The 12,421-nt window shown below is 72.6% G+C and carries 11 protein-coding genes; 4 read left to right on the top strand and 7 right to left on the bottom strand.

Annotated features, from left to right (window positions below; translation table 11 throughout):
* Positions 1–30 precede the first annotated feature (30 nt).
* A complete protein-coding gene (locus tag ITJ69_RS09165) occupies positions 31–924 on the bottom strand; it encodes a carbohydrate ABC transporter permease (RefSeq protein WP_123294247.1) in 894 nt (297 codons plus the stop codon).
* Positions 921–1,904 carry an ABC transporter permease gene (locus ITJ69_RS09160; protein ID WP_123294248.1) on the bottom strand — a complete coding sequence of 328 codons (984 nt, stop codon included), beginning with the start codon at positions 1,902–1,904 and terminating at the stop codon, positions 921–923. The genes ITJ69_RS09165 and ITJ69_RS09160 overlap by 4 nt, the downstream gene beginning before the upstream one ends.
* A gap of 109 nt (positions 1,905–2,013) precedes the next feature.
* Here ITJ69_RS09160 and ITJ69_RS09155 point away from each other — a divergent pair, with 109 nt between their 5' ends.
* From ITJ69_RS09155 to ITJ69_RS09140, 4 genes are all read left to right on the top strand, one after another.
* Entirely contained in the window at positions 2,014–3,117 is a 1,104-nt protein-coding gene (locus ITJ69_RS09155) for a substrate-binding domain-containing protein (protein WP_194672592.1), read from the top strand.
* 146 nt (positions 3,118–3,263) lie between these two features.
* Complete coding sequence (locus tag ITJ69_RS09150; RefSeq protein ID WP_228505244.1) at positions 3,264–4,376, top strand: hydroxyacid dehydrogenase; 1,113 nt, start codon at positions 3,264–3,266, stop codon at positions 4,374–4,376.
* 85 nt (positions 4,377–4,461) lie between these two features.
* Complete coding sequence (locus tag ITJ69_RS09145; protein ID WP_194672590.1) at positions 4,462–6,360, top strand: heparinase II/III family protein; 1,899 nt, start codon at positions 4,462–4,464, stop codon at positions 6,358–6,360.
* On the top strand, positions 6,357–7,016 hold the full coding sequence (locus tag ITJ69_RS09140) for a ThuA domain-containing protein (RefSeq protein ID WP_194672589.1): 660 nt from the start codon (positions 6,357–6,359) through the stop codon (positions 7,014–7,016). Before ITJ69_RS09145 ends, ITJ69_RS09140 begins: the two co-directional genes overlap by 4 nt.
* A 79-nt stretch (positions 7,017–7,095) precedes the next feature.
* Here ITJ69_RS09140 and ITJ69_RS09135 read toward each other — a convergent pair whose 3' ends face one another.
* The 5 genes from ITJ69_RS09135 to ITJ69_RS09115 all read right to left on the bottom strand — a co-directional run bounded on the left by ITJ69_RS09135 (position 7,096) and on the right by ITJ69_RS09115 (position 12,409).
* Positions 7,096–8,688 (bottom strand): DUF4832 domain-containing protein, encoded by a 1,593-nt coding sequence (locus ITJ69_RS09135; RefSeq protein ID WP_194672588.1) that lies wholly within the window; start codon positions 8,686–8,688, stop codon positions 7,096–7,098.
* Between the two features lie 283 nt (positions 8,689–8,971).
* The gene (locus tag ITJ69_RS09130) at positions 8,972–9,754 is read right to left on the bottom strand and encodes an ABC transporter ATP-binding protein (protein WP_194672587.1); all 783 of its coding nucleotides are present in this window, start codon (positions 9,752–9,754) and stop codon (positions 8,972–8,974) included.
* A complete protein-coding gene (locus ITJ69_RS09125) occupies positions 9,751–10,575 on the bottom strand; it encodes an ABC transporter ATP-binding protein (RefSeq protein ID WP_194672586.1) in 825 nt (274 codons plus the stop codon). Before ITJ69_RS09125 ends, ITJ69_RS09130 begins: the two co-directional genes overlap by 4 nt.
* Entirely contained in the window at positions 10,572–11,459 is an 888-nt protein-coding gene (locus ITJ69_RS09120) for an ABC transporter permease (protein ID WP_194672585.1), read from the bottom strand. The genes ITJ69_RS09125 and ITJ69_RS09120 overlap by 4 nt, the downstream gene beginning before the upstream one ends.
* Positions 11,456–12,409, bottom strand: a complete 954-nt coding sequence (locus ITJ69_RS09115) for an ABC transporter permease (RefSeq protein ID WP_194672584.1) — start codon at positions 12,407–12,409, stop codon at positions 11,456–11,458. Before ITJ69_RS09115 ends, ITJ69_RS09120 begins: the two co-directional genes overlap by 4 nt.
* Positions 12,410–12,421 lie beyond the last annotated feature (12 nt).

Below are 12,421 nucleotides of genomic sequence, written 5' to 3'. Positions count from 1 at the left end.
GTCGGGTGGCAGTGGGGTGGTGGGGCCGTGTCAGCCCTTGACGGCGCCCGTCAGGACGCCCTTGGTGAGGTGGCGCTGCACCAGGGGGTAGGCGGCGAGGATGGGGATGATCGCGATCATCACGACGGCCATCTGGATCGACTCCGCCGGCGGCTGCATCGAGGCGTCGGACCCGGCGCCGGACACCAGGCTGGAGCCCTGCAGGACGTAGGTGCGCAGCACCAGCTGCAGCGTCCACTTCGTCGAGTCCGACAGGTAGAGCAGCGCGTTGAAGAACGCGTTCCAGTAGCCGACGGCGTAGAACAGGCCGACGACGGCGATCACCGCGCGGGACAGCGGCAGGACGAGCTGCCACAGGATGCGGAACTCGCCGGCGCCGTCGATCTTCGCGCTGTCGATGAGCTCCTGCGGGATGCTCATCATGAAGCCGCGGACGACCACCATGTTGAACACGCTGAACGCGCTCGGCAGGATCAGCGCCCAGTAGTTGTCGAGGAGTCCGAGCTGCTTCACCATCAGGTACAGCGGGATCATCCCCGGCGCGAACAGGAACGTGATGAGCACGAAGGTCAGCAGCGGCCGCTGGAACAGCGAGCCCTGTCGGCTGAGCGCCCACGCGGCGAGCACCGTCGACGCCAGGCTGATGACGGTGCCCACGACCGTGACGAGCAACGTGACCACCACGGCGCGGGTGACGACCCCGCCGGACAGGATCTGCACGTACGCGGACAGGTCGAACGACCGCGGCCACACGACGTAGCCACCGGCAGCGGTGACGTCCGCCTGGCTCGACACGCTCGTCGAGAAGACGATGAGGAACGGGAACAGCACGACGGCGAGGATCAGGACGATCGCGACGGCCTTGAGTGCGAGGACGACGGGTGTGGGTTTTCCGGCCCAGACCGGACGGGCGATGGTGCTCATGACCGTGAATACACTCCCTGCTCACCGAGCATGTGGGCGGCCTTGTTCGCCGCCATGATGAGGACGAACCCGACCAGGCCCTTGACCAGACCGACCGCGATGCCCGTGGACCAGTTCCCGTCGACGACGCCGTGGTAGTAGACGTAGGTGTCGAGGACCTCGGCGGCATCGGCCCCCACGGCGTTCCGTTGCAGGATGATCTGCTCGAACCCGACGGACAGGGCCTCGCCGAGCCGCAGGATCAGCAGGAGCACGATGATGGGACGGATGCCCGGCAGCGTGACGTGCCAGAACCGGCTCCACGCTCCCGACCCGTCGATCGCCGCCGCCTCGTACAGGTTGTCGTCGATCGCCGCGAGCGCTGCCAGGAAGATGATCGTGCCCCAGCCGGCGTCCTTCCAGATCACTTGTGACGTCAGCAGCAGCTTGAACGTCTCCGGGTCGCTCATGATCCCGATGGTCCCCATGTCGAGCTGCCGCAGCGTGTGGTTGACCACACCGCCGGACCCGAGCGACTGCTGGAAGAACCCCACGACGATCACCCACGACAGGAAGTGCGGCAGGTAGAGCACCGACTGCACGGTCGCCCGGAGCCACGGCCACACCAGCGAGTGGATGAGGATGGCCAGCGCGATCGGCACCGGGAAGAACAGGATGAGCTGCAGGAACGTGATCTCCAGCGTGTTCACCGTCGCCCGCCAGAACTCCGGGTCGGCGAACATCAGCTGGAAGTTCGTGAACCCGACCCACGGGCTCTGGGCGATCGGGATGTACGGCTGGTAGTCCATGAACGCGATGACGTTGCCGATCATCGGCACGTACACGAACAGCAGCAGCAGGACCACCGCCGGCGCCACCATGAGCAGCAGCGGGTAGTCGCGCCGCAGCCGAGCGAGGAACGGGACCTTCCGCGGGGCCGGGGCGCCGCCGGACCGGGTGGTCCGGGGCTCGGTGGTCGGATCGACCAGCGTCGCGCTCATGTGGCTCCTTTGCTCACGTGGCTGGGGGTTTCGTCATCCTGTGGCGTCCGTATGATGACGGTCAAGCCGCGGTATTCACCCGCACACGAATCGAACACTGGGAGCGACGATGCACCCGACCAGACGCCACGAACGGATCCTCGCCGAGCTCCGCGTGCACGGGACCCTGTCCGCCTCGGACTTCGCCGAGCGCGAGGGGATCTCGGCCATGACGGTCCGCCGCGACCTGTCCGAACTCGCCGACCGCGGCGTGCTCCGGCGCGTGCACGGCGGCGCCGTCTCCGTCGAGACCCTGCCCACCGCCGGCGCACCGCACCGACCCGCACCCCGACCCGACCGGGACACCACCGACGGCAGCGGCGCGCTCTTCACCCTCGGGCTCGTCGTCCCCGACCCCGGCTACTACTTCCCGAAGATCGTCGCCGGCGTCGCCGAACGCACCGAGGCCCTGGGCGGCCGCGTCGTGCTCGGCGTCTCCCGCTACGAGCCCGCCCGCGAACGCCAGCAGGTCGAACGCCTCATCGCCGCCGGCGTCGACGGACTGCTCGTCACCACCACCGTCGCCGACGCCTTCACCACCCTCGAGCTCCTCGACCACGCACCGATGCCCGTCGTCGTGGTCGAACGCTCCGTGGTCGAGGCCCCCGTCGGCTCCGCGCTCGAGTCCGTCCGCAGCGACCACGAGTCCGGCGCCGGCATCGCGGTCCGCCACCTCGCCGAACTCGGGCACCGCCGCATCGGCATGGCCGTGTTCGACACCCCGACCACCCCGCAGCTCCGCACCGGGTACGACCGCGCCGTCCGGCAACTCGGCCTCGACCCCGACGCCCCGGTCCAGGTCATCCCGGACGACCAGGGTGTGGGTGCCACGACCCGGGCCTTCATCGAGCGCTGCTTCGCCACCGGCACCACCGCAGTCTTCGTGCACTCCGACCAGTACGCCGTCGAGTTCGTCGAGACCGTCACCGAGATGGGCCTCTCGATCCCGGACGACCTGTCCGTGGTCGCCTACGACGACGAGGTCGCGGCGCTCGCCGGGGTGCCGCTCACCGCGGTCGCGCCCCCGAAGAACGACGTCGGCCGGTTCGCGGCCACGATGTGCTTCGAGCGCATCTCGGCGACGGCGCAGGTCGGCTTCGCCCGTCGGCACATGACCCTGGCGCCGACGTTGAGCGTGCGGGCGTCGACCGCGGCGGTCGTCCCCGGTCGGTGAGCGGCCGACGCGCGATCCGTGCGATCCGCGCGATCCGCGCGCCCGTCGTGTTCACTTCGTGAGCGTTTGCGCCCCGCGGCTTGACTCCGCACACCGCCGAACGCTGGCATGGGGACGCCGTACCCCCGGAGAGGAACCGTCCGACGATGACGTCACGCCCCGTCACGCCCCGAGCGCAGCCCGCGCCCCGAGCGCAGCCCGCGCCCCCGGCGGTGCCTGTGCCCCCCGCCCCACGCGGCCACGCGCACCGCTCGCCCGTCCCCGTCGCCTTCGTGATGCCCGAGGCGACCTTCACCCGGGTGTTCGACCCCGGCGACCTCGCCGCCCTGCACGCCTCCGAGGCCGTCCGGCTGGTCGCCGACCGTCCGCTCGACCCGGACGACCCGTGCGACCTCCCGCTGCTCGCCGACGCCGAGGTGCTCGTCACCGGGTGGGGCAGCCCCGTGCTGTCCGCGGACCGTCTGGACCGGATGCCGCGGCTCCGCGCTGTCGTGCACTCCGCCGGGTCGGTCAAGCCCGTCGTCGACACCGACGTGTGGGCGCGACGGATCGCCGTGGCGTCGAGCGCCGCCGCGAACGCCGTCCCGGTCGCCGAGTTCACGGTCGCGGTGATCGTGCTCGCCGCCAAGCGGGCCTTCGCCAGCGCAGCCGCACTGCGTTCGGACGAAGCCCCGGTCGACGTCGAGGGCTCGTGGCCGGTCGTCGGCATGCACGGCGTGACCGTCGGTGTCGTCGGCGCCTCGCGTGTCGGGCGGGCCGTCATCGAACGGCTCCGCGACTACGACGTCCGCGTGCTCGTGAGCGACCCGTACCTGGACGACGCCGAGGCCGCGCTGCTCGGCGTCACCGCCGTCGACCTCGGCACCCTCGCCGCGTCGAGCGACGTCGTCACCCTGCACGCGCCGCTGCTGCCGTCGACGCGGGGGCTCGTCGACCGTGCCGTGATCGGGCGGATGCGGCCGGGCACCACGCTCGTGAACACCGCGCGCGGGGCGATCGTCGACCAGGACGCCCTCGCCGACCGCCTGGACCGCGGCGACCTGGCCGCCGTCCTCGACGTCACCGAGCCGGAACGCCTGCCACCGGACGCCCGACTGCGGTCGACGCCGAACACCTTCATCACGCCGCACATCGCCGGGTCCCTGGGCAACGAGCTGCGTCGGCTCGCCGACAACGCGGTGCGCGAGACCATCGCGTTCGCGGCCACCGGCGCGTTCACCGACCCCATCGTCCCCGACGGCTTCGCCGTCCAGGCCTGAGGCCCGCCACCAACCGCCGCCACCAGCTGCCACCCACCAGCCGCCACCACCCGTCCACCATCGTCACCACCCGGAGACCCACCCCATGACCGTCACCGTCGACGCCCCGTCCTTCACCGACCGGTTCACCCCGGCAGCACGCGCGGCGCTCCGTCCGCGCACGTGGCGACCCGCGCCTCCCGTCAGCGACCGCCCGGCGTGGGCGCACGTCGCGGACGCCGACCGGGAGGCCCTGCTCGCGGTCGCGCACGACCGTCGCGCCGCCGCGGCGGTCACCTTCCCGACCCTCGCCCTGTGGGCGACGTACAGTCGCGACGGGAACCGCCAGCCGTACGAGCGGGCCCAGCGGAACCTGCTCGAGTCCGCCGCGACCGCGGCCCTGGCACTCGGCGTGACCGGCGACGCCGAGTGGGCGGACGTGCTCGGCGACCAGGTCTGGCGGATCCTGGAGCTGCGCGCCTGGTGCCTGCCGTCGCACTACGCGCTGCCCGAGGACGGCAGCCGGCCGTTCCTGCCCGTGCCCGGTCGGGACGTGCTCGACCTGTCGGACGCCTACGTCGGCGGCATGCTCGCGGCGATCGACGCGATCGCGGGGGAGCGCCTCGAGCAGGACCGCCCCGGCATCCGCGCGCACGTCCACCACGAGATCCGCCGCCGCGTGCTCGACCCGTGGGAGCAGGAGGTGTACTCCTGGCACGGGGTCGACGGGCCGCCGAACAACTGGGCGCCGTGGATCGTGTCGAACGTGCTCGTGTGCGCCGCCGTGGTCGAGCCCGACCGCGATCGCCTCGCCGCGACGATCGACCGTGCGCTCGTGATCCTCGACCGGTTCCGCGCCGGCTACGACGCCGACGGCAGCTGCGACGAGGGTGCCACGTACTGGTGGTGGGCCGGCGCGACCCTGTTCGAGGCCCTGGACCTGGTCGAGGACCTCACCGGCGGCGCGTTCGACGGCTTCTCGGTCGAGCCGGTCGCCGCCATGGCCCGGTTCCCGATGGGCATGCAGATCGGCGCCGCGACGCAGGTCAACCACTCCGACGGCTCCCCGGCGCTGGCCGAGAACGCGAACTGGAACCTGCTCGCCCGCTTCGGGGAGCGCGTCGACGACGACCGGGTCGTGCGGCACGCCCGGTGGATGGGCCGGCAGCACGCGTTGCGGTTCGACGGACAGCTCGCCGCGCTGTTCCGTCGGACGCTCGCCGAACTGCGGGACCCCTCGTGGACCGACGGGCCGGCCGAGCCCGGGATGCCCGCGTCGCTGTGGCTGCCCGGCACCGAGGTCGCCGTCGCCCGCGCCCACGACGGCGCGACCGACGGGTTCGTCCTCGCGGTGAAGGGCGGGCACAACGACGTCAGCCACAACCACAACGACGCCGGCGGGGTGATCGTCTCGCTCGACGGCGAACCGGTGCTCATCGACGTCGGGGTGGGCGTGTACCGCCGCGAGACGTTCATGCCGGAGCACCGCTACGGCATCTGGACGATGCGGAGTGCCTGGCACACCGTCCCGCTGCCGAACGGCGTCGAACAGCACGAGGGTGCCGCGTTCCGCGCGACCGGCACCGTGTTCGAGGACGACGGCGACGTCGCGTCGTGGTCCGCCGACCTGACCGCCGCGTACCCGGCGACCGGCGGACTGCGATCGCTCCACCGCACCGCGACGCTCGACCGGGCGGTGCCCCGTGGCCGCGCCGCCGAACGCGTGGTCATCCGCGACACCTGGACGTTCGCGGAGCCCGGCACGATGACCCTGGTGCTCGTGACCCGCGACGAACCCGTGCCCGTCGACGGCGGGCTGCGCGTCGGCCCCGCCCACCTGTCCGTCGACACCGATCGGTTCGCGGTGCACGTCGAGCGGCGGGACGTCGACGACGCGAAGCTCGAGCGGGTCTGGGGCCCGGCGGTGCACCGTGTGCGGTTCGTCGCGCGGCAGGCGTCCACCGACGGCGAGCACGCGCTCACCGTGACCCGGGCGACACCGTGAGCGCGGTCCTGCTCGGCGGCTCCGGACGCTGGACCGACCCGTGGCACCCCTTCGCCGAGACGAACGCCGCGGTCACGGCGCTCGCTGCGTCGGCCGGCGTCGCCCTCGAGCAACCGGAGGACGTCGACACCGCCCTTGCAGCCCTCGCGACCGGACCCCTGCCGTCGCTCGTCGTCGTCGACGTCGGGTTGCCCCGGGACGACCGCCCTGTCCCGCTCACCGACGCCCGGGCCGGCTTCCACCGCCTGCTCGCGAGCGACGTGCCCCTGCTCGTGCTGCACGTCGCCGCGACGTCGTTCGCCGACGACCCGCACTGGGAACGTGCCCTCGGCGGGGTGTGGGAGCGCGGCACGACGATGCACCCGCCGTTCGGGCCCGCGGCCGTCCGCGTGGTCGACGACGCGCACCCGATCACCGCCGGCCTGACGGACTTCACCCTGGAGGACGAGCGCTACACGCACCTGCGGGTCTCGCCATCGGTGCGGGTCCTGCTCGACCACGAGCACGAGGGGGAGCGGCACCCGCTCGCCTGGGTGCACGAACGACCCGGCGGCGGCACCACCGTCTACGACGCGCTCGGCCACTCCGCCGCGTCGTTCGCGTCGCCGGAGCACCGCGCGTTCCTGACGCGCGCCGTGACGTTCCTCGCGCGCTGACGGGACGGGGTGGGGGCGACCGACTGGAGGCCCGGTACCGGTCTCGTGGACCGGCACCGGGCCTCCAGGCAGTCGCGTCTCAGGCGATGGTGACGTCGCCGACGACCAGCCAGCCCGCCTGCTGCGCGCCCTGCGCACCGAGCTCGATGCCGGGGGCGTTGCCGGCGGTGGTGTCGACGATCGCGATGCCCCACCGGTACGCACCCGCCGCGACACCGGCCAGCGACGGACGGAACGCGTACGACGTCGGGGAGCCCTTCAACCACGTCGACGGGTCGGACGCGCTGTCCACGAACGTCCCCGCCACGCTGCCGTCCGCACGGAGCAACGAGACCGCCGCCTTGTACTTGCCGTTCCACACCGGCAGGTTGTCGGGCAGGTAGCCCCACCCGGTGTTCGTCCACTCGTGCGTGACGTCCACCGTCGCGCCGGCGGACGCCGAACCGGGCACGACCACGCGCGACGGGTGCAGGCGGTAGCCGCCCTCGGCGTCGAACCGCTGCGTCAACGGGAAGGTCTGCGCCGCGAACCACGACAGGGCCTCGCCGTTCCGCAGGTCCATCATGTTCACGTGCGCCTCGACCGAGTCGTCGAACTCGCCCTGACGGACGTCGGCGGTCGTCACGTACCCGCGCGGGTCCTGCGTGACGTCGTGCTGGGCGGTGACCCACCCACCCTCCATGATGATCGGCCGTTTGTACCGCCACTTCGCGGCCATCGACTTCTCCCAGTCCGCGTAGTACGTGGTCATGCCGAAGGCGTCGTGGCGCAGGACGTAGCCCTTCTCGTACGCACCGTCGAGCATCCGCTCGCTCTCGGGGTCCGGGGTGCCCCAGTCCTTCGGGCCCCCGATCATCCGGTGGTAGTTCAACGCCAGCGGCACCCGGGTGAAGTGCTCCTGGTACAGGTCGATGATCCAGTCGAACACCGGCTCGCGGTTCGCCGCGTCCTGGTACAGCATCGAGTGGCCCTCACCCCACTTGCCGAGCCCGTACCCGTCGATGAAGTCCGTCGTGGCCGGGTCGTCGTACTGCTCGCCGAAGGCCGCGACGAACGCGGCGTACTTCGCCTGGAACACCGGGTCGTCCGGGTACGGACTCCACACCGTCTTGCTGCCGGTCTGCGTCTCGTACCCGGCGGCCCCGGCGGCACGCACCCACGCGGGCGTGAAGTCCGACGACTTGTCGCGACTGTCCACCACGACGCGGAAGGCCAGCCGCAACCCACGGCGACGGGCCTCGGCGAGGATGCCCGCGAACGCCGCGTTCGTGTCCCAGCCGTACACGCCCTCGGACGGCTCGAGGATCGTCCACGAGACCCGCATGTACATGACCGAGGCGTGGTCGGACACCGTGACCGTGGTGCCGTCGGGCAGCGGGACGTCGTCGTACTGCGTCCAGTAGTTCGCGGGCGGTGCCGACGAGCCGTACAGCGCCCAGCCGTTCAGCGGGTTCCGCAGGACCGTGGTGGTGTCGGCGGCGAACTCCCGCTCGACCGCTGCGGCGAGGTGCGGGCGACCGGGGTGGCCGGGGCCGGCGGGGCCTGTGCCGGGGTGGGCGCGGCCGTGGGCGCTCGCCGGTGTGCTGCCGAGCACCCCGCTCGCTGCCGATGCGGTGGCGACGATGCCGAGTCCGAGTGCCGTGCGCCTGGTGATGTCGTGCGACTTGCTCATGCGTTCTCCCCTTCGAGAAGCGATCGGTGCAGGTCGATCGTCTCGGCGTCCCGCTCAGTGGGCAAGGAGTCCCGCCCAGTCGAACAGGAGTCGCACACCCCTCGCGACGCGATGGGGAGCGAGGCGGGTGCGTGTGCATGTTCCGACAGGCCACGCGTCGATCACCTCGTGGATCGTCGCATCATGCACGTGCATCCGGTGCGTGTGCATGTTCCGACAGGCCACGCGTCGATCGACTCGTGGGATGTCGCGAATCGCGTGCCGCCCCGCCCCGCGCCCGCCGCTACGGCAGCGTCGGCGCAGCCTCCACCAGCGCCCGCGTCACCGGGTGCACCGGCGCATCGAGCAACGACACCGGCCCGTGCTCCACGATGCGCCCCGCCGACATCACCGCGACGATGTCGCACAGCCGCTGGACCACACCGATGTCGTGCGACACCAGCACCAGGGTCAGCCCGAGGTCGTCGGCGAGCGAGCGGAACAGCTCGATGACCCGTGCCCGAACCACCACGTCGAGGGCGCTCATCGGCTCGTCGCCGAACAGGATCCGCGGCCCGTGCACCACGGCCCGGGCGATCGCGATGCGCTGCCGCTGCCCACCGGAGAACTCGTGCGGGTACCGGTCGACGACCTCTGCCGGCAGGTCGACCCGTTCCAGCACGTCGCGCACCAGCGCCCGGTGGTCCCCGTCGATCCGCAGTGCCCGCAGCGGTTCGCCGACGATCGCGCCGACGCGCATCCGCGGGTCGAGGGACGCGTACGGGTCCTGGAACACCACCCCGGTCTCGCGACGGAACCAGCGCATCGCGGCCGCGGACCCGGACGCCACCACCGGACGACCGGAGGCGGTCACGGAACCGGCGGAAGGTGCCTCCAGGCCGGCGAGCAGCCGCACCAGGGTGGACTTGCCGGACCCCGATTCGCCGACGATCCCGAGCCGCTGGCCGGGGGCGACCGTCAGGTCGACGCCGTCGACGGCGGTGCGGACGGGGCCCGGTTCGAAGGGCCCGCGGCGGGGGAGCCGGTAGGTGCGGTGCAGCCCGACCCCGTCGAGGATGGCGGTCATGCGGAGCCTCCGGACGGACGGGCACGACGGGCGGTGGCGCGCGCGGCGTCGACGAGCGCGACGGTCGCGGGGTGCTGCGGTGCGGCGAGCAGGGACGCGACCGAGCCCTGCTCGACGACCCGTCCGCCGTCGAGCACGACGGCGGTGTCGGCGATCCGCGCGAGCACGGCGAGGTCGTGCGTGACGAAGACCATGCCGGCCGGCAGCCCTTCGAAGAGGTCGAGGATCCGTGCCTCGGTCGTGACGTCGAGCGCCGTGGTCGGCTCGTCGGCGACGAGGTACGCGGGCTGCCCGGCCATCGCCATCGCGATGCAGATCCGCTGACGCTGCCCGCCGGACAGCTGGTGCGGGTACTGCCGCAGCAGCGACTCCGGGTCCGGCAGTCCGACGTCCGCCGCCAGGGTGGTCGCCGCGGCGCGTGCCGCCCGCCGGTCGAGTCCGCGGTGCAGGCGCAGCGGCTCCGCGATCTGCGCGCCGACGCGGCGCAGCGGGTCGAGGGCGGTGCCGGGCTCCTGGAACACCATGCCGATGCCGGAGCCGCGGTGCTCTGCGCGCTCCCGATCGGGCAGGCCGACGAGTTCCGTGCCGTCCAGGCGAATGCTGCCGGTGACGGTCGCGCCGGCGGGCTCCAGGCCCATCAGGGCGAGCGAGGTCATGGACTTGCCGGATCCGGATGCGCCGATCACGCCCACGCGCTCGCCGGGAGGCACGGTGAACGTCACGTCGTCGAGGATCGTCCGCCCCGCGATGCGGACGGAGAGCCCCACCACCGCGAGCCCGCCGGGGCCGGTGTCGCTGCGGCTGTGGCTGCGGTCGGTCATGCGGTCACCCCCGGGGTGGTCGGGGCCGGGTCGGTGCGGCGGTCGCCGCCCGCTGCGCGGTCGTTCGTCGTCAGCCGTGGGTCGGTGGCGTCGCGGATCGCGTCACCGAGCAGGGAGAGCGCCGCGACGACCAGCGCGATCGCGGCCCCCGGCCAGGTGGCGCTCCACGGGTGCACGCCGATGTAGGTCTGCAGGTCGGAGAGCAGGTTGCCCCACGACGCCGTATCCGACCCGGCGCCGTAGCCCAGGTACGACAGACCGGCCTCGGCGAGGACCGCGGTGGCCATCGCGAGCGAGAGCTGCACGGTGAACAGCGGCGCGGCGTTCGGCACCAGGTGGCGGAACAGCACCCCGACACCACCGACGCCGGAGGCCCGGGCGGCGGTGACGTAGTCGCTGCGGGCGATGCGCCGGATCTCGCCGCGGGCGACCCGGGCGATCGTCACCCCGAAGGACAGGCCGACGCTCACGATGACGACCCCGAGCGACCCGCCGAACACCGCGGTCAGCAGCATCGCGGTCAGCAGGGTCGGGAACGCCACCAGGATGTCGAGCAGGACGGCCGTGCCCTCGCGCACCCAGCGTGCGGTGAGCGACCCGATCGCGGTCAGGACGATGCCGACGACGCTCGCGATCACCCCGGCCCCGACGGCGACGAGCACGGTGGTGCGGGTGCCGGCGAGCAGGTAGCTCGCGATGTCGCGGCCGGCGGCGTCGGTGCCGAACCAGTGCGCGGCGCTCGGGCCCTCCCACTGGTGGAACGGATCGGCGCGGAACGGGTCCTGCGGCGTCCACACGAGCGACACCGCGGCGAGCACCACGAGCAGGCCGAGCACGACGACGGCGAAGACCCCGGTGGGGCGGGAGAGCAGGCGGCGGATCATCCGGACACCTCGCGTTGGCGTGGGTCCAGGGCGCGGTGCACGACGTCGACGGCGAAGCCGACCAGCAGCACGAGCCCGGTGAGCACGAGCAGCTCGGACTGCACCTTGGTGACGTCGCGGCGCCCGACGTCGGTCACGAGCATGCGACCGACCCCGGGCAGCGAGAACAGCTGCTCGACGACGACGGCTCCGACCAGCAGCCCGGCGATCTGCACCCCGAGCACGGCGAGCACGGTGAGGGCGACCGAGGGCAGCCCGTGCCGGAGCAACGCCTGCGTGCGCGTCAGCCCGATCGCGGCCGCGGTGCGGACGTGGTCGGCGTCGAGCACCGACAGCGTCGCGGACCGGGTGAAGCGCAGGATGACGGCACCCTCGACCGCGCCGATGGTCAGGGCGGGCAGCACGAGCGACGCGAACGCCCGCCCCGGCTCGGACCAGCCGTCGAGCGGGAAGCCCTGGGTCGGCAGCCAGTGCAGCGTGACGGCGAACAGCGCGACGAGCAGCATGCCGGCCCAGACGACCGGGACCGCGGCGACGGCCTGCGCCACGAACCCGATGACGGCGCCGCCCGGTCGGCGGCGGAGCACCGCGGCGACGACCCCGAGGGGGACGCCGATCACGAGCGCGGTGACGAGTGACATGCCCGCGAGCGGCAGCGTGATCGCCAGCTTCTGCGCGATCTCCGGCGCGACCTGCCCGTTGGTCACCAGGGACCGGCCGAGGTCGCCGCGGAACACCCCGCCGATCCAGTCGAGGTACTGCACCACGACGGGCCGGTCGAGGCCGAGCTGCTGCCGGAGCTGCTCGACCTGCGCCGGGGTCGACTGGGTGCCGGCGACGACCTGTGCGACGTCGCCGGGGAGCACCCGCAGGGTCGCGAAGATGATGACGCTCGCGACGAGCAGCCCGACGACGAACAGCAGCAGCCTGCCGACCAGGAACCGGGTCACGTGCTCGGAGCT

This window comes from Curtobacterium sp. VKM Ac-2887, from assembly GCF_015350935.1.
Lineage (GTDB): Bacteria > Actinomycetota > Actinomycetes > Actinomycetales > Microbacteriaceae > Curtobacterium.
Note: the sequence above shows the minus strand (reverse complement) of the source record. Positions and strands in the feature narration are given on the sequence as shown.

Coding starts and splice junctions, on each gene's coding strand:
- ITJ69_RS09155 (WP_194672592.1), top strand. CDS start 2,014: ATGCACCCGACCAGACGCCACGAACGGATCCTCGCCGAGCTCCGCGTG.
- ITJ69_RS09125 (WP_194672586.1), bottom strand. CDS start 10,575: ATGACCGACCGCAGCCACAGCCGCAGCGACACCGGCCCCGGCGGGCTC.
- ITJ69_RS09120 (WP_194672585.1), bottom strand. CDS start 11,459: ATGATCCGCCGCCTGCTCTCCCGCCCCACCGGGGTCTTCGCCGTCGTC.
- ITJ69_RS09150 (WP_228505244.1), top strand. CDS start 3,264: ATGACGTCACGCCCCGTCACGCCCCGAGCGCAGCCCGCGCCCCGAGCG.
- ITJ69_RS09160 (WP_123294248.1), bottom strand. CDS start 1,904: ATGAGCGCGACGCTGGTCGATCCGACCACCGAGCCCCGGACCACCCGG.
- ITJ69_RS09165 (WP_123294247.1), bottom strand. CDS start 924: ATGAGCACCATCGCCCGTCCGGTCTGGGCCGGAAAACCCACACCCGTC.
- ITJ69_RS09135 (WP_194672588.1), bottom strand. CDS start 8,688: ATGAGCAAGTCGCACGACATCACCAGGCGCACGGCACTCGGACTCGGC.
- ITJ69_RS09130 (WP_194672587.1), bottom strand. CDS start 9,754: ATGACCGCCATCCTCGACGGGGTCGGGCTGCACCGCACCTACCGGCTC.
- ITJ69_RS09145 (WP_194672590.1), top strand. CDS start 4,462: ATGACCGTCACCGTCGACGCCCCGTCCTTCACCGACCGGTTCACCCCG.